Here is an 18,559-nt window from a genome sequence, read left to right as displayed (position 1 = left end):
GGCCACCCACCGCTCAGGCCGTACCGGGCTCTTCTGCATCGCGTGGGGGTCCCTCCCGTTGTGCGATGAGCTCTTCAGCGTTCTGTTCGCTCATCTCAGACACCATGGCCCCGTCGGCCCGCACCAGCTTGAGCATGCGGAAGGCCATGACGGCCAACCCCGCTGCCACGACGGCGATCGTGGGCCACGTGGGCAGGAAATGGGCCACCAGCAGACCGAATCCGGCGTACAGCACCACGCCACCGGCCATGCCGCTCCAGCGCACGACATCTTTGCCCACGATGCCGTAAGAGACGTCCTTGTTGGCCAGGTACATCTGAACGCCCGACAGCAGGAAACTGGGCAGCACGGTTGCCAGGGCCACCACGGTGATGCTGTCCGTGTGCGTGGCCAACCACACGGCCGGCAGGGTCAGCACCAACACGGTGAGGCTGAGAATCGAGGCCCGCATGGGTGAACCGCGCAGGTTCATCACCAAGTTCGCGGGTTGGGTGATGCCTTCGGCCATGATGCCGAAAGCCAGCATGGACAGACCCATGGCCGCGAAGGCGAAGTCGTCGCCCATCCAAGCGGTCATCAGCTCGGTGGGGATGATTGCCAGAGCGGTTCCCATCAGCAGGCCGATGCCGAAGGTCAGGGTCAGGCAGTTCTTGAGAATCCGTGCTGCCTTGTCCGAAGTGGCGATGCGCAACGGGTAGCCGTAGGGCAGAGCAATCCAGGAAACCACCAGGCGGCAGGACTGGTACACGCGCATCAAGGCCCCGAAGGCCGTTGTGGCGTGCAGGCCAAGGGTGGGGCCGACCAAGAACAACGGGAGCTGGTAGATCCCGAGTTGGGAGAGTGCGCCGATGGACATGACCGAGGAAACTTTGATCAGCGGCTTGCCATGGTCCTGCCAGAGCCCGGGTCCGAAGACCGGGGAGTTGAAGCGCCTGCCTACTGCCACCATGCACACCAGGGGCGGCAACATGAGGGAGGCGCACTCCACGATCACGATGCCCAGCAGCCCGGTGTCCGTGAGCACCACCACCGCATAGCCGGCCGCACGGCCCAGAATGGCAATCACCGCAGCCTTGCGCTCAATGTCCGGGCGGTTCAAGCCCCACAGTACGGAGTTCATGCCGCGGCCCACCAGGGAGATGAACAGGGTGAGCCCGGCCAGGATGGTCATGGGCCACAAGATCGCCTGGTCCTGCTCAGGGATGGTCACTGCCTGCAGGTAGAGCGGGAAGATCAGCGTGTAGACGGCGGTCAGCACCGTGGCAAGGATCAAGAACACCAGCAGGGCTGCGGTCACGAACATGCGGCGTTCACGCTGGTAATCCACGTTGTCCGGAATACCGGTCAAGGTACGGACAATTCCGGCCCCCAGACCAAAGTCCGTCATGGTCAGCATCTGGATGGCACCGATGGCCAGCACCCACAGGCCGTAGGAGCTGGCACCCACAATGGAGACCGCCAGCGGGTAGAGCAGCAGCAGACCAAAGATGGAGGTGAATCCGGACAGGTAGTTCCACAGGATGTTCTGGCCCAGCCGTGATGCGCTGGTGTCCGCCCCGGTGCTGTTCTCAGCTTGCTGGTGGCTGTCCTGAGCTTGCTTGCGGTGTTTACCGGCGCCGCGGCGTTTCTTCCCCGAGTCCGTTGTGGCCATGCCTTGGCGCGCCTTCCTAGATGATGGTGGCCCTTGTGCCTGCAGCGCCCTGGAGAGGGTCGGATGGGTCGCGGTCGGTTGTCCCCGGTTGACCGTGGCGCGAACGGTCGGCCTCCCCAAAGGCCGATCCCGCTCCTACAAGGAGTTCGAGCAGGATACTACGCACCGCCACCCTGGCGGCGGCACTCAGCAACGCGTGGTCAAGTTCGGGGACAGAATGCACCACAAGCCCGCTGGCTTGGGACAATACCTCACCTGATCGGTGGCGGGTGAGCAGAATCTCACGGTGGGCAGCCCCGGATTCAGGACCCACCCCAGCGCCATCACGTCCACGACGACGCTGGGCCCGGCTGGCGGCCCATGTCCCGTTGAGCTGGTGGAAGCGCAGCAGGTCTTCGCGCCCCTGCACCAGTTCCAGCCCCGGCACATCCGTCTGGTCCAGGACCAGGGATGGCGCATCCACCAGGCCGGTGTACCCCATCAGATGCCACAACCGCGCCGGTGCGTTGTTCTCCAGGGTGTCCTTGGCTAGGGACAACCAGCCCTTGAGTCGGCGTGGCAGGTGGGCGGCGTGCACGAGGAGGGAGCTGTGGGCGGCGTCGTCGTGCGGTGTACCAGGTTCCGGTTGTTGAGTGGCCGCAAGGGCAGCAGGTGCCCCGTCCCAGCCGGCGATTTTGGTGTAGACCCGCTGGTAATGGGTGGTTCCGGTGCGCCAGGCGATGTTGTTGAAGGCGATCACGCGCTGCAGTCCGCAGGCCTCTCCGGCCTTCATGAGCAGCCAGGAGCCCACACACAGGCCCACCCCTGTCACGGGTGCCCCGGTCTGGCGGGCCAACCAGGCGATGTCCGCGCGGATGGCGTTGATGGCGGCGTGTTCGTAGGGAATGGGGGGGTCGTCGTCCAGGGGGTCGGTCAGCACCCCACAACGGGGTCGGTCCGTACGCAGCACCGTGAGACCAGCGGCGGCCAGGTCCCGCGCGCAGGCGGTCCACAGTCCGGTGGGGCCATCCATGGGCTCAGCGGCCGCCGAGACCATGAACACGGCATGACCGGAAGCGTCCTGAGTCCCGTCTGCGGTCCTCGCCGCTGTTCTTGCTGGGGTGGCGTCCCCGGGGGCAGCGGTGAAAATGCCTGGACTGCCCGCGTCAGTGACCACCAAGCGCTCAACCACGGTGGACCCGGCATGAACCAGCTCCATGGTCTCAAGCGGCTGGAGATCCACGGCGGACTCGGCGCAACCACGCGGCTCAGCCAGGTCAAGGGCGATCTGCTGAACACTGCTGCGCGGCACTCGGGCGAACTCGCTGGAGACCTCGTAGAGCAGTTCGGCACTTCCACGGTCTTGCTCCGTGCGCACTGACCATCCGTCAGGCAACGGCCCGGTGCCGGGGTCCTTGAACCGCTTGAGGGCATCGGCTTGAGCAGGCGTGTAGAGCTCCCCGGAGGTTTCAGTGCCCAGGGCGGGATCCGCCACGGGGCGCGCCACGCTCATCCTGCGCAACGCAGCCGCTTTGCGCAGGTAGGCACGGCCTCCCACCGGTTCCCACAAGATGCCCTGGCGCACAGGCACCTGATGGGTGGCGGCAGCGCTGCCCAGGACAGCTGCCCCGATCCGCAGTCCCACTGCCTTCAGCGGCACGCCAGGTGCGCGTCTGCCGAGCTCACCCACAGCAGCCATGACGTCCTGCTGCCAGGCCTCATGCAGATCCTCCGGGGCCGGGTGCGAATCGCCCGTGCCACGCAGCGTGATCCGCAGAACCGCGGCACCGTGCAAGGCCAACTCATGGCTCAACGCAACCAGCGCCCGAACGCTCACCACTTGTTCACGCCCCACGGGAGCCACCAGAACCACGCCGAAACGGGCTCGCCCACTGCGGGGAGCCTCAAGCACACCGTGAACGCCGGCGTCAGGGAAGCCGTCAGCTCCCGGAACACGAATCCATGTGGGAATCGGCCCGGTGGTCAGGGACGTGGTCACGACGCCGTTGGGGCAATGCGCGGCTGTGCGTCTCCTGCCGCGTGGTCCCCCACCAGCTCGGTGCGCAGGGTCTCCAGGACCGTCCTGCACCCGGTTGCCGTAATGACGGAGTGGTCCAGACGATCACTTTCCACGGATCGGACGCTGCGCCCGGCAGCGGAGAGCTTGTCCACGGCCCGATCCGCCCGGGTGACCTGCCACCGCGGAAGATCATCCGGGCCGTTGAGCACCACCACCCGGGTGTTGCGACTCAGAGGCTCCAGCACACGTTCGGGGGTCTCCAGCCTCCCCTGCTTGCCGGCCAACTGCCACAGCACGTACGGCATACGTGTGCGCAGCAGCTGCACCACCTGGTCGCGGAGCACCGCCTTGACGGCAGGCAGACCCTGGCTGATGCGGAGGTCATTGAGCCACAGGACGCGGTCCAGCACCCCCGGCAGCCCGGGCCGGATCTTGCGCGTGGGCATCTGCGGGGCAGCTGAGTTCCGTGCCGCCCGGTTGACAGTGCCCGTTGCTGCTGCTGTGCGCGGGGCATCGGCGTTGTAGGTTTCCCGCACTTGCTCCCACAACTGCTCGGACATCTTCCATTCGGCGTGCCCGATCAGCACCAGGCTCTGAACATTCAACGGTGAACCGTGCACCGCAGACAGCCCTGCCGCCCACGCGGATGAACACAGCAGCCCCGCATGCACGGGCTCGCATCCGTTGGACCTCAGCCAGTCCACCGATTCCTGGAAGCTCACAGCACTGCGGCGGGTGTAGCTGTTGGTGGCCCGAATGGCGTCCACGGGCGTGGAATCGCCCACCAGGGGCCGGTCCACCCGCAGGGTGACCAGTCCGTCTGCTGCCAAGGCGCGGGCAATCAGCGGCCATTCGCCACCTCCGTAGCGGGGATCCGGGCCACCACCTGAGACGAACAACCCTTCCGCCCCGCGGAAGTCTCCGGGTTCGCCGTAGCCCTGTGCCCATGTGACCACTCCCACCCGGTGTTCCGGGCCCACTTCCACCACACGTTCGTGCAACTGGTGGCCGTTCGCATCCGTCCAGGTGTTCTCCAGCACGGTGTGCAGTTCCGCTGCCACCGGGCGAGCCGTGGCTGCCGGCAGGGCGTCACGGACGCGGTTCAGGACGTCATCGTGCACTCGGATGTCAAAGGGCTCCACGCCGTACATGGCTTTGGCGCGGCGCTTGTCCGCCTCCTTGACCTCCACCACCGTGGTAGCCGCGCCGGCCGCTTGCTCTGTGCCCTCATCAGCGGCACCTGGCTCCGATGTCACCGTGGCGCTGGGCTGTGGAATACCTAAAGTGCTGAACTGCTGGGCCTGCTCCGGGGTGAGGGCCATGCCCAGAAGGTCCACCAGCCCCTCCGTGTCAGGGACGTGAGGTGCAACGGTGTGCCGCAGTCGGGACCACTGGCGGACGAAAGTCTTGCCGGCCACCGGTTCCCAGGAGACCACGGTGTCGAACTCCTCCAGCATGCTGCCCACCACCGCGGCACCGGTTCGGTACCCCACGGCATGCGTGGGCAGATCGTGGACGCCCAGCAGCTGACGGGTGCCGTCCACCACGGCCCGGACATCCGCCTGCCACGCCTGGACGGCGTCGTCCGTGGGCAGCAGCGGCTGGGAATCCAAACTTCCACGCCATCCAAAACGCACGGCGGTGAATCCGGCCTGCGCCAAGATGATGCACAGCCTGCGGATGGTCAGCGCGGACAGCGTCAACTCACGTCCGGCCGGCGGTGCCACCACCACCAGGCCACGGCTTGTGGCCTCTGGCGAGGTGTGGACCCAAGCCAGCACTGCAGCGGATCCTGTACCGATCCACGTCGGTTCTCCCTTGATCATTTCTGCCTCTCCTGGGTCTCTGCCGGTGTCTGCGGCCAGTTCTTGGCCAAGACCACGGCGATCTCCCGTTTCTCCCCCGGACCCAAAGTCATCACATCGTCTTCTGCCACCACACCCGGCCCCACATCCACGCTGACCCCTGCCGCCGAGAGTGAGGACTCCCGACCCACCTCCCGGAATCCGTCCGTGTGGCCACCATGCAGCTGACTCAGGGACAGCCCTTCCAGCAGATCAGCAGCGGCGTCCCGGTGCCCATCACCCAGAAGCCGGGTCTCCCGCAGGCAACGCACAGCGCAGTTTCCCCCGGGGTCCCCGATGCCATCAGGGATGATCTCCACGGCCACGGCATCCCATTGCCGTAGCCCAAAACCCCATGTGTGGTTCAGGTCCAGGAACCCACCCAGGACCTGCTCCACGTTCCAGATCTTCTCCCCGGCCCCTGGCATTTCCACCTGCACCCGGGCAGAGGGACCAGCCACTGCGTGTCGGCTCCAGGTCCTGACCTCCATCATGCCCGTGAACGGCTCATCACGGTCATGGAGTACGTGAATGTGAAGCCCGGACAGTCCGTCGTCCACAATGCGCACCGCGGTGTCTGCGCACGCCCGGCGCATGGCGTACCAGGTGGCCTTGGGCCGGCCCGTGTGATCCAACAATCCCCACCCGGGCCCTGCCGTCAGATCGCGGCTGGAGAGGATCACCACACCGTCACACCCGGAGGCCTCCCGCCGCAGATCCGTCAGGGTGTGTTCCACGGCGCGGGCCGCAGCCACCCGCTCCGCCTGCAGTTGCTGTTCTCGACTCAGTTGCGCCCAGAACGAACCCGCTGGGGCCGAACCCCTTGAGACCAGATCTGTTGGCACCAGACCCGTTGCGCCCTGGGGCGGTTCCTCAGGGTTCGACGGCGCCCCACCGGCCGCCCCGGTGTCTGCCTCCAGGCCCGGCTCCAACCAACGGCGGGCATAGTGCACCGTGGTGTCCTCGAAGTCCCAGGACGCACCGGGGTCCTTGGCGGCACCGGCACGCCAGGTGGTGCGGGCGTCGTCGTTGTGGTCAGCAGTGGCAGAGCCGAAGGCGGCTGCGATCTGGGAGGCGGCTGGTGGCACACCAAAGGCCAGGGCCTCCACGGCAAACCGCACCCCGCTGGTCCGGGTGTCCGTGAGTGGGCGACGGTAGGCCCCCACCCCGAACCAATGGGAGATCCCGGTGTCCGGACGTGTGGGCGGTGTGCCCCCACTGGGGCTGGAGGGCACATGAACAACCTGCGGTGCCAACTCGGCACACAGCCTGGGAATCAGGTCCTCGATCACCGGAATCTGAATCGTCGCCAGGTCCCGGCCCCACAGCACGGGTTGCTGCAACACCTCGTTGCCACCGGAGAACACCGCCACGCAGGCGTGGGCTGCCAGCCGGGGCAACCAGGTGCGCAGCTCTGCTTCCACCAGCGCCAGCCATTCCGGCTCCGAGGGCGGATCCAGTGTGGCCAACATGGCGTCGTGCCACACCATGACTCCGTGCTGATCACAGGCATCGTAAAAAGCTTGTTGTTCCCAGGCATGCGTCCCGGAAATCCGCAGCAGGTTGGCCCCGGCGGCACGCATGGCCCGGACCATCCGATCGATTTCGGCAGGGTCACCACCCAGGGTCACAGGGTCCACGGGGGTCCAGACGGCACCGCGGGCAAAGATCTTGCATCCGTTGACCACCAGAGCGAATCCGCCGTCATGCTGCTCGGCCGTGATGTGGCGAAAACCCACCTGGCACTGCTGGATGGTGTGCCACGGCTCCTCACCCGGGCCACGCACGGAGACCGTCAGTAGGTGCAACTGCGGCTGACCGTGGGTGGCCGGCCACCACAGCGCAGGATCTGCCACGGCGAGCACCAGGGTGCGCTCGCCGGCTTCCAGCGCCCATTCCTCCGTGACCACTGTTGCCTGTTGCCCGGGTGCTGCGCATGTTGCCCGCACGGTCACCTGCTGCGGCACCCGCACGGAGACCTCGACCCGACCTGTGGCATCAGCCGTGGCAGTTCCACCTGGCCGGTCCAGTGCGGTACGTACACCCTGCACCTCCACACCGTGACCGTCCACGGGTTCCAGGGTGGCCTCACCCCACGGACCCACCACGGGGTGGGTCCCGGACCACGGGATGCGCCCGATCAGCGGCGTACGCCGCCAGCGCAAGGAGGAATCCGCCACCAACGTTGAGCGCCAGCGGGGTCGGGGTTTACGCGGCACCGGCACCAACGACGGCGCTCGGCACACCACGGCCAGTTCATGGGTTCCAACAGTTCCCGCAAGATCCACCACGACGTCGTCCAGCCCACTCACCGAATGTGCCACCCGCTGCCCGTCCCAGAAGACTTCAGAAACGGTGGCCACCCCGCACAAACGCAAGCGCCACGTGCGTGCAACGGAACCACCCTGGTGGCTGGGCCCATCCGGGAACTGCACAGAGGTGCTCCACCACCAGTCGAAGTCATCCGGGTGCACGAGTGATTGGCCACCCGACTCCCGGGCATCCAGTGGATCAAGTCCCGCATCGCGCAATGCACCCGCCACGGTTCCGGGAACCGTGGCGGCAACGGAGTTGATCACGGTGTCTGGATCCTGCTCCCACCCCACGGCAGCAGAGATCACGTCCTGGAGGAGCCCGTCATGCACCGAGTCCGGCCGGCGGGCAGTGCTGGGTAGCAACGTGCCGTCCCATTGGAGGTCAGCAGAGAATGCCACTGCCCCGGCTCGGGTACGCCTCAGGCTCCAGTCCAGCTCAGTCATCACGGTCCGGCCCACTCCCTCAGGGTGGCGGCAGCCAGGGCCCACTGTTCGCTGATGGTGGCCATGGTGGTTTCCAGGGAGGCTGACTTGCGTCCACGAGCCACCCGGGCCAGCTGAAACTGCAGCGCCTTGGACTCCTTGCTCACCGTCACGTATGCCTCAGCGGCCCCCTGGATCTCCTCCACGGCGCTGAACCTCACGGCCTCTGCCGCCAACATGCTGACCACTCCCAGCTGCCGTGTGGTCTCAAAGCACAGGGCGTGATAGCCATCCATGCCGGCCTCAGCCAACCAGTCGAAGTGCGAGCGCACCACGTCCATCAGCTCGGCCACCGGGTTGTGGGCTGTGGCCCGCAGCGCGTGGTGACGCAGCAAGCGGACGGTGTGCGCACGGGCGTCGTCGTCGTTGGCGGCTCCCAGACGATCCAGGCGCACCAACTCCACGTACGGTGCCGGCACAATGCCCTGGCTGCGCTGCTCACCCAGGACAAAGTCAAAGTCCTGGCCGCGCAGTTCGTGCAGGCCCTCGTTGTGGAGATAGACCAGGTGACGCTGCTGCGGGTCCACCCGCAACGGCACTATGGAGGTCTTGGTGTGCTCCGTACCGTAGGAGATGCCGCGGGTGTCCGGGAGCCAATGTGCATCGGCCTCGATGATCATGAGGTTGCCTGCCGCCATCTGCGTGAGCACATGCTCCAGGAGCGGTTTCCAGACGTCGTACTCCCCCACCCGCAGCCCGTGGACCTCCTCCAGGTCCCGGTGATCCACCTTCAGGAACTCGAACTGTTCCACCTGGGTTTCGGCCGCAACGGCCGCAGCAAACAGCGGCTCGGGGCGCCTTCCCATGCCGTGCAGCAGCTCAACCCACACATCCAGGTAGCAGTTGGTGTTGGACCACAGCGACTGGTCCTGATGCAGCGGATGAGGTGTGAAACCTTCCGCGCTCAGACCTGGGAACACAGCACTGGTGGCAGGCCCTGCGCTCATGCGGCATCCAGTCCCAACAAGTCGCGGACGGACTCAGGCCACGTCCGCAGGTCCGTGCCGTGGGTGCGCGCCAGGGCCAGGGCAATGCGTTCCAGTCCAAAGCCGAAGCAGGCCGAATGCGCCACGGAACCATCCGGGGTGCGCAGGTCGAACTCCGCCCCGAAGTGGTCCTCGTGGTAGTTGCCGGAGGAGATGGCGGTGTTGCGTCCCGGATAGATCTCAGTGGTGATCTCGAACTTCAGTTCCGCGGCCCGCTGGCCCTTGGCCAGCATGACCCCGGCCCGCCCGAAGAACGGGTCATTGGCACCCTCGACGGTGACTGCCAGCCCCAGGCCAGCCAACAGGCCTTGCCCAAGCTCCAGCATGGCGGTGCGGTGGGCCACGGCCTGCTCGGGGCTGCCCACCAGCACGAACTCCAACATGCGGAAGCTGACCAACCGCATGGGATCCGGTGAGGGCTCATTGCGGAAGCAGTCGCCCGTGATGGTCCACACGGTGCCGTCCACGGTGGCGGCGTTGACCTGGCTCAGCCACGCGTAGAGCGGATGGCAGGCGGCAGGTACCAGGGCGTAGTCGCTGGTGTGCAGGTGACCGTCCCAGGGCAGACCGGCCTCACGGTCAGCCAGCAGGCGGCGGTGATCCTTGGTGTCCCCGGAGAACACGTCCACGGTGCCCAACAGCTGCGGGAAGCTGGCCACGTAGTCGGTGCGTTCCAGCATGGAGCGCCCGTTGACCGGTGGGAACCGCACGGACTGCAGAGCACCCGGACGTGGCAGGTGCCTGGCCACACGGTCCCGCGCCAGGCGTTGCAGGCCCTGGATCACGGCCTCCATGGCCACGCCGGTTCCGGTGACACCAGCACCCAATGTGGGCAGCAGCCACTGCGCTTGGAGCAGCTCGGCCTCAAAGGCACGCTCGGCGTCGAGGACATCAGGTTCCGTGGTCATCGCCGCCCCCTGGAAACCATTTGGAGGGTGGCCGTGTTCTTCAGAATGCGGTCATTGTTGACCTGCAGGGACGGACCCATGGCATCACGCAGAGGGCGAGCCAGGGACCACGGCCCGGTGTTGGAATAAGAGGCAATGCCCACGATCACCATGGCATCCCCCACAATCTGCCGCACCAGCTCAGAGGTGGAGACCTTGAGGGTGTTCATGGCAATGGCAAAGGGCATGGAACCCAGCACGGAGACGTCATCGGCCTGGTCTGCAAACCGCCGCACGTTCACGCGCACCACGTCCGTCATGCGCTGCAGCTCGATCTCCAGTTCAGCCAAACGCAACGCACCTGGCGGGAGTTCGCCCGGAGTGGCCCGGGCCTTTTTCTGAACGAACTTCCGGGCCAGATCCCCCGCCGCACTGGCCAGCCCCAACCAGGAGGAGGCCCACAGCGTGTGGGAGGCCGGGAGCATGGTGTGGGAGGAAATGGTGGCAAAGTCCACGGGCAGCACGTGATCCGCGGACACCGTGGCTTCCAGTTCAAACCCTTCAGACATGGTCCCCCGCAGACCCAGTGCGTCCCAGGGTGTGGTCCGGTCCAGCTTCAGGGCGGACTTGGGCGCCACCACAAGGACTTGCTCGGAGGAGGGCGCTTCCGGATGACGCCGGGCGGTGACCAGGATGGCGTCCGCATAACGGGCATAGGAGATCACCGGCGCGGACTTGCACACCGTGACAGTCCCGTCCCCGTTCTCCACCACAGCGCACGACGACGTCCGGGTGTCCCCGCCAATGTTCTTCTCCGTGGTGGAGGAGGCCAGCAGCCACTGCTCGGCCGCCACTCGCTCGGTGACGGCCGTGAGCGCGGACTCCTGCTCCAAGTCCACATGGCGAGTCAGGCACAACTCTTGACTGAAGTGCATGGCAACGATTGCCGCCGTGGAACCGCACACGCGGCCCAGCTCCTCGATCAGTGCGCACAACTCAACAATGCTGACGGCACGCCCGCCGCGAGCCTGGGGCACCACCGCACCGAAAATCCGCTGCCGGCGGCATTCGCCAATGGCCTCGTGCGGAAACCTGCCCTGTCGATCGACGTCGTCCGCGTGTTCGCGCGCCACCGCAACGACGGCCTCAACGCGCTGCTCCCACGTGTTGTGGGTGTCCGGCGGCAGATCCCGGACCACGGTGGTGCCGGTGGGAATTTCGTGCTGATCAGCAACCTTGTCCGTGGCACCCAATTCGGTGCGTAGGCTCATCACTGCTCATCCTGCAAGGTGGCCACTGCCTGGGCGATCGAGTCCAGGGACTCGAAAGTCTCCTTGGTGAGCATCTCCTCCGGGAACTCGATGTCAAAGGCATCTTCCACGCCCAGCATCACGTTGACCGAGGCGTGGGAGGTCATGCCCGCGGTGTAGAGACTCTCCGATGCGCTCAAACTGGCGGCGTCACTGCTCAGGTGGGCATGCTGTGCCACCACGTCCCGAATGGTCTCCACCAGCTGCGAACGGTCCTGACTCACGATTCATCCCCAATTCCCCCGGCCTGCGTGCCGGGATTTCCCCACGAGCTGCTGACGTGCAGCTCACTGCGTGGGCCTGCCCGCGATGAGCAGGAACCCACAAAACTCCCCGTCCGCGGCGCCGCCCGAGCCCCACGAACCGGCACGCGTGGTCAGGTCCCCACCTGAGCATCTGCGGCCACATGCAATTCTACCGTAATTCTATGATTTTGCACCAGTCAGTGCGACAACTGTTGCGTAACCAGAAGCGGTGACACCGTGGCCACAGAACCATGACCAGGCCCTCCACTGGTCAATGCCCTGGCGCTGAGCGGTCTGCAGCGCACCATCGGTCACATGCACGGACCACCTCTGGGCCCCGGCAGGCACGCCGTCGTGGTCTTCCACACCGGCCGGGGACTTGTGCACGGCGATCCACCGCCACGCCCAAGGCTCGTCCGAGCGCACGGCGAGGGCCTTGGCCACGGCTTCCTTGAGGGCATAGCGCTGGGTGATCTCCTCCACGGACATGGAGGTTCCGCTGTGCTCAGATGTGGCCAGCACCGTGTTCAGGTAGCGCTGACCGTGGTGAAGCCACGCTTGACGGACGGCACGGGCCGACTGGGTGTCACACCCCACCGCGACGACGCATGGCTGGTCCACCTGGGCACCTCAGGTCTACGGAGTGATCAGGTCAATGCCCAGCGCCCCGGTGGGCAGCAGCTCCAGCCCGTACGCCTCTGCCAGGCGTTCGCGCTGCATGGAGCGGGTGTTCTCCCACAGTGCGGCGTTCTGCTCAGCCACGATCGTTTCGCGAGCCTGTGCGTCCTTGAGCCGTTCCCAGTGCTGCACCAGATCCTCCGGGCGTTGAATCACCAACGGCATGCCGATGTCATCAAAGGCCCGGATGCCACGCACCGCCATGGGGCGGCCCAGTTGAGCGGCCTCCAACACCGTGATGGGAAAGCCCTCCCACCGGGCGGTGTGGACGTAGAGGTCTGCCTGTGCCAGGTGACTGAGCACGGAGGAGGGGTCAACCCATCCGGTGACCTCAATGTCCTGGGCCTCCATCTGCGCCTGCAGTTGGTCATCACCACCGCCCACCCACAACGCGCGCACCGAATGACCTGCTGCACGCAACGCCGCGATGACCTTGGCGAACCATTCGGGGTCCTTCTGCATGGTCAGGCGCCCGGAGCCCACCACCAGCGGGGCGTGGGATTGGTTCCAGTCGGTGATCTGCGCCTTCTCCAGCTGAGCTTGAATCTCAGGGGCCACGTTGGGCACGTACACGGTTTTGAGCTTGGCACCCCACGCGCGGATTTCCTGGTTCTCTGCCCGGGAACAGCCGGCCAGCACATCCGTGCGGCGACTCAGGCTGCGTTCGACCGCCCGGTAGGCCTTGCGTTGGGCGTTGGACTTGTCCTCACGGTCAAAGGCCCAGGCATGCGGCGTGTAGACGCAGCGCACGGTGTTGTTGCCCACCAGCGCGGCCCGGGCCCACACGCCCGCGTAACTGCTGTGGGCATGGACCACATCAGGGTCCAGCGTGTTGATGGTGGCGCGCACAAACTTGGTGGCACCCATGTGGCCACCGTCAATACGGTGGATGGAGGCGAATTCCTCCACCCACTCCGGTTCCAGGGTCTCGGCTTCGGGGCGCAGGCGGCACACCAGATGGTGTTCGCATTCCGGCAGGGCTCGGACGTAGTCGCGCACGGCGGCAGCCACGCCGCCGCCAAAGGCCTCCACCACGTGCACCACACGCTTGCGGAAGCCCTTGCTGCTGTGCTGCTGACGATCGGTGGCATGAGTCATCGATGCCATTGCTCCCCCTCTGCACGGCCCTCTGGCGTCCCCACGCCGGCCCGGGCTGTGTCGTGTTTGACGTCGTGTTTACGTAACCGCACCACGACTGCGCAGGGCGATCCCATGCCCCGCACCGCAAGTCTATGTATTCGGTACGGAACGGGTCAGGCCACCCTGACCCCATTTGGACCCACAGGCCCCAGAATCCGCGGATCGGGGCAGGGTGAATCTCGCCACAACCCGTTGGCCACTGCCTTTCGCGCAGTGCAATTTCGCTCCGAGTCGGCCACTGCGTGGGCCGACTAGGATTGAGCCGAACGGCACCAGTCCGTGTGCAAGCATCACCACGACGTTCAAGCGTCACCACCGTTCAAGCGCCATCACAAGGAGTAACCCCATGGCTGTAACCGCCGAGCAGACCGTCAACGCCCCCGTGGAAAAGGTCACGGAGACTTTCCTGGACGAGGCCTTCAACCGCCACGTGGCCGAGCGCGGCGGGGCCACCCTGAATTCCTTTGATGTCGACGGCGACACCGCCGGCGCCTTCACCGTCACCTCGGTGCGCACCATGGGTGCGGACAAGCTGCCGGAGATGGCCAAGAAGTTCATCAAGGACGGTCTCAGCATCACGCAGGTGGACTCCTGGGCAGCCCCGGAGTCGGATGGATCCCGCAACATTCGCACGGAGATCACCGTGGGTGGCATGCCCGCCAACGGTGAGGGAACCCAGCGTCTGCAGGCCCAGGGCGAGAAGACCGCCGTTTCCGTGAACATGTCCCTGAATGTCAAGATCCCCCTGGTGGGCGGCAAGTTGGCCTCCACGGCGGAGCCGTACGTGGGCAAGGCGCTGTCCCTGCAGGCCCGTGAGGCCGATGCCTGGATCGCCTCCCACTGATGTTCTTCTGCCGCTGCCCGGCCCGCTCCGGGCAGCGGCATCGTGGGTAACACCGGGGGCCCCCGGTGAGGCCTGTCCCACACCTGGAACATGACCGGCGTACACTGACGCGGTCCCGAGTGCTCGTCCAGGAGGTCAGCAGCCTTGTCTCAGCAGACTGAAACCCCTCACCAGGTGAATCATGGCTTCAGCGCGTTCGTCCGGAAAGACCTGGTGGGCGGCTGCCTGCTTCTGATTGCCATGTTGGCGGCTCTGGTCCTGGCCAACAGCCCGGCCCAGGAGTTCTACTTCGGTCTGCGTGACTACAAGATCGGCACGGATGCCGTGCCCGGTCTGATGCACACCGTGGGCGAATGGGCGGCAGATGGCCTGCTGGCGGTGTTCTTCTTCCTGGTGGGCCTGGAGCTCAAGGCCGAGTTCGTGGACGGCGAGCTGCGCAATCCCCGCAAGGCCGCCCTGCCGATCGTGGCCGCTTTTGCCGGTGTGATCACCCCCGCTCTGATTTACGTGGGCGTGAACCTGGTCAACAACACGGATCCCACCAGCCTGCGCGGTTGGGCCATCCCCACCGCAACAGACATTGCTTTCGCCGTCTCCGTGCTGGCGGTTGTGGGCTCGGCACTTCCGCTGGCCATGCGCACGTTCCTGCTTACCCTTGCCGTGGTGGATGATCTGATCGCCATCATCATCATCGCGTTGTTCTACAGCCACGGCATCAGCCTGCTCTCCCTGGGCGGGGCGCTGGTGGCGTTGGCCGTGTACTGGGCTCTGACGCATCGCTTCAGCCACTTCTTCATCGAGAAAGCCTGGGCGGCGTGGCTGATTCTGCTGCCCCTGGGTTTCATCACCTGGTTGCTGGTCTACAACGGCGGCGTTCACGCCACAATTGCCGGTGTGCTGCTGGGTTTTGCCACCCCGGTCATGGCCATCAAGCCACGCCTGATCACCCGTGACACCCCCGCCTTCGGCCTGGCACCCACCTTGGAGCACCGCTTCCGGCCGCTGTCCAACATCCTGGCCGTGCCGATCTTTGCCTTCTTCTCCGCGGGCGTGGCCGTGGGCGGCTGGGCCGGGTTCACGGAGTCCTTGACCGACCCCGTGGCCATCGGCATCATCCTGGGGCTGATCTTCGGCAAGTCCATCGGCATTTTCTCCTCGGCCTGGCTGATGAACCGCTTCACCCCGGCCCGCAAGGACGCCGACTACGAATGGATCGACCTGATCGGGCTCTCCATTGTGGCGGGCATCGGCTTCACGGTCTCCCTGCTGGTGGCGGATCTGTCCTTCGGCCTGGGCTCACCACATGACAACCATGCCAAGGTGGGCATCCTGTGCGGTTCCGGTGTGGCAGCCGTTGTGGGTGGCGCCCTGCTGCTGGGGCGCAACGCCTATTACTCCAAGCTGCGCACTGAGGGAGACCGGGTGGACTCCTATGACGACCCCGCCTGATCCCCCATCCGGTGGTTGGCGGTTCGAGAGAGTCAGCCCTGCAGCGCCTCCTGCACTTCACTGCGCTGGGAGATGCCCAGTTTGTCGAACAACCGGTACACGTGGCCTTCCACGGTGCGCCGCCCCAGACCCAGCTCCTGGGCCACCTGAGCGTTGGTCAGACCTCGGGCCACCAATTCGGCCACTTCCTGTTCACGCTCGGTCAGGGTGGAGCGTCGTCGTCCTCCGGCCGTGGTGCGCCTGCGCATGGAGCGGCCCGTGGAGCGGAAGGCTTCATCGGCCGCCTGCGTCACGGTGCTGATAACTGACGACGGCGCGTACGGGCTCAACAGCACCAGCGCGCGTTCCAGAGCGTCCCCGGCCAGGCCGTCGAACTCGGCGGCATGACACTGCAGGCCCGCGGCCACCAGCCCGTCCACGTCCACGGTCATGACCGCCTGGCAGATCCGGGCCACCATTTGTTGATAGAGCCCGCTGGTGCCGTGAGAGACCTCCCGCAGCTTGCGGATGAAGGCGTCCTCCCCCGTCTGCATGACCTGTGCCAGGGCAAAATGCGCGGTCACCACCTCGCCGTCGGCCAGGGAGGAGTCCACCACGGAGACCAAGGCGCTGATGTCGGCAGCATTGCCCTCGGCGGTTCGCGTCACGGAGTCGAACAGGATGTGGAACCAGCGCATGGGCAGCAGGTCCCCGTCCAACCACGTGTCGGAGACCGTCTCCGGCACCTCCGTGCGTTCAGGGGCAACACCTGTGGTCAGCAACGTCGTCAGTTCAAGGGCGCTGCGGCAAATGGCCAGCAGGTAGGGGGCGGTGTCGTCGCGCGAACACGCCACGGCCGCCTGGAAGTAGGCGTGGGCGGGGGCGATGGTCCCCTTCAACAGCAGGCTCATGGCAGAGGCGGCGTAGTAGTGACCGGCCAGTGCCAGATACGGGCTGGAGTCCTCCGGGCCCCAGGTGTTGGGCAGCGCGCTGAGAGGAGCCACCGGGTCCCCGCTCAGCGCCCCGGCCCACAGACGTCCGATCCGTGTCACGTCCGTGAAAACGGACAACAACCCCGGATGCGACTCGGCCAACAGCATGGCCCGGAACCACGCCTCGGATGCCGCATCCAGATCGGCCGCCCGGGTCTGACTGCGGCCCAGGGAGGCCAGGGCCAGCATGGCCACCTCCGGAACCGGGGAATCACGCAGTTGGTGCCATCGCTGCCCCGGCTGGGCGCCGGGCGGACCCGACCAGTCGGCCCACAGCTGCACCAGGATCTCCAAGGCACCAAAGAACTCCCGCTCCTGGGTTGCCGTGTGCGGATCTTCCAGGCAGCGTGCCGCCAGCTCTTGCCAGCGGCGCTGCCACTGCTCATCCGTGTAGGACAACTCGCCGGTTCCGCGCAGCATGCCCTCACAGGTCATCAACACCCGTAGCTGGCGTGCCGAGAGCCGGTGGACATCGATTCCCGCGGCGATCACACCCGCTTCCAGGTGATGGCGCAATTTGATCCGAGCCCGCAGTTTTTCCAGGTCTGCTGCCGCCTGCCACTGGGTCTCCACAGGGCTCTGCAACGTGCGCAGCGCGTAATCGGCCCACAACCGGTCATTGGCTGAAGCTGCCAGCGCCACCAGATCGGCGCCGTCGATCAGCGTGCCGGTGTTCACGGCCCACGCCGCCCTGGAAACAGGTGTCAGGCCGTGTTCCAGGACGGAGGCGTGCAGCGGGCCCAACGTGACCGCCAGTCCCGGGGAAAGGTGCTGGCGGACCGCCTCCGCAAAGTGCTCACAGCTGGGAATCAGCGTCCAGCGGTGTGACTCGTACCGGCTTTGCACCAGCCCGGATTCGATCAGGACCTCCAGCGCCTCCCCCAGCACGCCGTTGATGGCCGGGTTCATCTGGATTCGTTCGGCCAGCACGACTACGAACAGCACCTGCCGTTGCGCCTCGCTCAACTCCGCCAGATGGATGGCCACCACCTCACGGAGGTCATCCGAGACTCCTTCCACCGGTCCCACAAAGTGCCACAGGCCGTCGTTGAACAGCAGCAGCCCGTCCTCGCGAGCGCGGTCCAGGTAGGAGATCACCAGTCGCGGAACACCTGCGGTGAGCATGGTGGCCCACTGTGCGGTCAGCGGCGGCACAGTGCCGCCCAGCACCTGTTCCATCAGTTCTCTGACCCCGTCTCCATCCAGTGGGGACAGGGTGTGTGCCCGCAGCAGACCGCGGCGCAGGACCGGCAGCAGGTCACCGCAGGCATGGGAGGCCGAAGCCGTGGAGGCCACCAGCACCACCTTGATCAGGCCCGCACCCAGCAGTCCCGCCACCAGGCGTTGAGCTGCGGCCGGCATTTTGTGCAGGTCTTGGATGACCATCAGGGGAACCGGACCGGCGGTGCTGCGCATCTTGCGGCAGGCTCTGGCCACAAGGTCAAAGGCCCCAGCGGAGTCGTTCAACGGGGTGTGTTCGTCCTGGAGGTCCTGCGCCAAGGAGGCCACCAGGAATGCCAATCCACCCAACGGGGATTCTTCAGCGGCACCGTGATCATGCTCAGCGCGCAGGATGGCAGCACTTTCCACAAAATGCGCCAGCACGGCTCTGGCCACGGTGGAGGTCCCGGCACCAAAGACGCCGTGAATCACCACACCGCGGCAGTCGGTGTCACGCAGGTCCCTGACCGCGGCCTCCACTGTTGCGGCCCGGACCCCCACCAGGTGGTGGGGCTCCAACCAGCTGCGGTCAATCC

At 66.1% G+C, this 18,559-nt stretch carries 13 protein-coding genes; 2 read left to right on the top strand and 11 right to left on the bottom strand.

Annotated elements, in window-relative coordinates; all coding sequences use genetic code 11:
* Window positions 1–13: 13 nt before the first annotated feature.
* The 10 genes from L979_RS00610 to L979_RS00565 form a co-directional block, all read right to left on the bottom strand.
* The gene (locus L979_RS00610) at window positions 14–1,651 is read right to left on the bottom strand and encodes a lipopolysaccharide biosynthesis protein (protein WP_156125266.1); all 1,638 of its coding nucleotides are present in this window, start codon (window positions 1,649–1,651) and stop codon (window positions 14–16) included.
* A 16-nt stretch (window positions 1,652–1,667) separates the two neighbouring features.
* A complete protein-coding gene (locus tag L979_RS00605) occupies window positions 1,668–3,629 on the bottom strand; it encodes a hypothetical protein (protein WP_047688052.1) in 1,962 nt (653 codons plus the stop codon).
* Window positions 3,626–5,476 (bottom strand): hypothetical protein, encoded by a 1,851-nt coding sequence (locus tag L979_RS00600; protein WP_047688050.1) that lies wholly within the window; start codon window positions 5,474–5,476, stop codon window positions 3,626–3,628. Before L979_RS00600 ends, L979_RS00605 begins: the two co-directional genes overlap by 4 nt.
* Window positions 5,473–8,253: a hypothetical protein gene (locus L979_RS00595; protein WP_156125265.1), complete on the bottom strand. Its 2,781-nt coding sequence runs from the start codon at window positions 8,251–8,253 to the stop codon at window positions 5,473–5,475. Before L979_RS00595 ends, L979_RS00600 begins: the two co-directional genes overlap by 4 nt.
* A complete protein-coding gene (locus tag L979_RS00590) occupies window positions 8,253–9,239 on the bottom strand; it encodes a DUF1839 family protein (protein ID WP_052209266.1) in 987 nt (328 codons plus the stop codon). The genes L979_RS00595 and L979_RS00590 overlap by 1 nt, the downstream gene beginning before the upstream one ends.
* Window positions 9,236–10,186: a hypothetical protein gene (locus L979_RS00585; RefSeq protein WP_047688047.1), complete on the bottom strand. Its 951-nt coding sequence runs from the start codon at window positions 10,184–10,186 to the stop codon at window positions 9,236–9,238. The genes L979_RS00590 and L979_RS00585 overlap by 4 nt, the downstream gene beginning before the upstream one ends.
* The gene (locus tag L979_RS00580) at window positions 10,183–11,436 is read right to left on the bottom strand and encodes an acyl-CoA dehydrogenase family protein (RefSeq protein ID WP_081993491.1); all 1,254 of its coding nucleotides are present in this window, start codon (window positions 11,434–11,436) and stop codon (window positions 10,183–10,185) included. Before L979_RS00580 ends, L979_RS00585 begins: the two co-directional genes overlap by 4 nt.
* Window positions 11,436–11,699 carry an acyl carrier protein gene (locus L979_RS00575; protein WP_052209265.1) on the bottom strand — a complete coding sequence of 88 codons (264 nt, stop codon included), beginning with the start codon at window positions 11,697–11,699 and terminating at the stop codon, window positions 11,436–11,438. Before L979_RS00575 ends, L979_RS00580 begins: the two co-directional genes overlap by 1 nt.
* Window positions 11,700–11,900: 201 nt before the next feature.
* Window positions 11,901–12,341, bottom strand: a complete 441-nt coding sequence (locus tag L979_RS14210; RefSeq protein ID WP_119932053.1) for a 4'-phosphopantetheinyl transferase superfamily protein — start codon at window positions 12,339–12,341, stop codon at window positions 11,901–11,903.
* Between the two features lie 15 nt (window positions 12,342–12,356).
* Window positions 12,357–13,496, bottom strand: coding sequence for a glycosyltransferase family 4 protein (locus L979_RS00565; RefSeq protein WP_052209263.1), 1,140 nt, complete (start codon window positions 13,494–13,496; stop codon window positions 12,357–12,359).
* A gap of 388 nt (window positions 13,497–13,884) precedes the next feature.
* On the opposite strand from L979_RS00565, the gene L979_RS00560 reads away from it, so the two are divergent.
* Together L979_RS00560 and nhaA are read left to right on the top strand one after the other, a co-directional pair.
* Window positions 13,885–14,382: a DUF2505 domain-containing protein gene (locus tag L979_RS00560; RefSeq protein ID WP_047688046.1), complete on the top strand. Its 498-nt coding sequence runs from the start codon at window positions 13,885–13,887 to the stop codon at window positions 14,380–14,382.
* A 144-nt stretch (window positions 14,383–14,526) separates the two neighbouring features.
* Window positions 14,527–15,831 (top strand): Na+/H+ antiporter NhaA, encoded by a 1,305-nt coding sequence (nhaA, locus tag L979_RS00555; RefSeq protein ID WP_047688045.1) that lies wholly within the window; start codon window positions 14,527–14,529, stop codon window positions 15,829–15,831.
* Between the two features lie 32 nt (window positions 15,832–15,863).
* Here the strand turns inward: nhaA and L979_RS15735 are convergent.
* Window positions 15,864–18,559 (bottom strand): helix-turn-helix transcriptional regulator (locus L979_RS15735; RefSeq protein WP_047688043.1); only part of this gene is annotated, 2,696 nt, incomplete at its 5' end.

Source organism: Kocuria sp. ZOR0020 (assembly GCF_000800955.1).
Taxonomy (GTDB): domain Bacteria; phylum Actinomycetota; class Actinomycetes; order Actinomycetales; family Micrococcaceae; genus Kocuria; species Kocuria subflava.
Note: the sequence above shows the minus strand (reverse complement) of the source record. Positions and strands in the feature narration are given on the sequence as shown.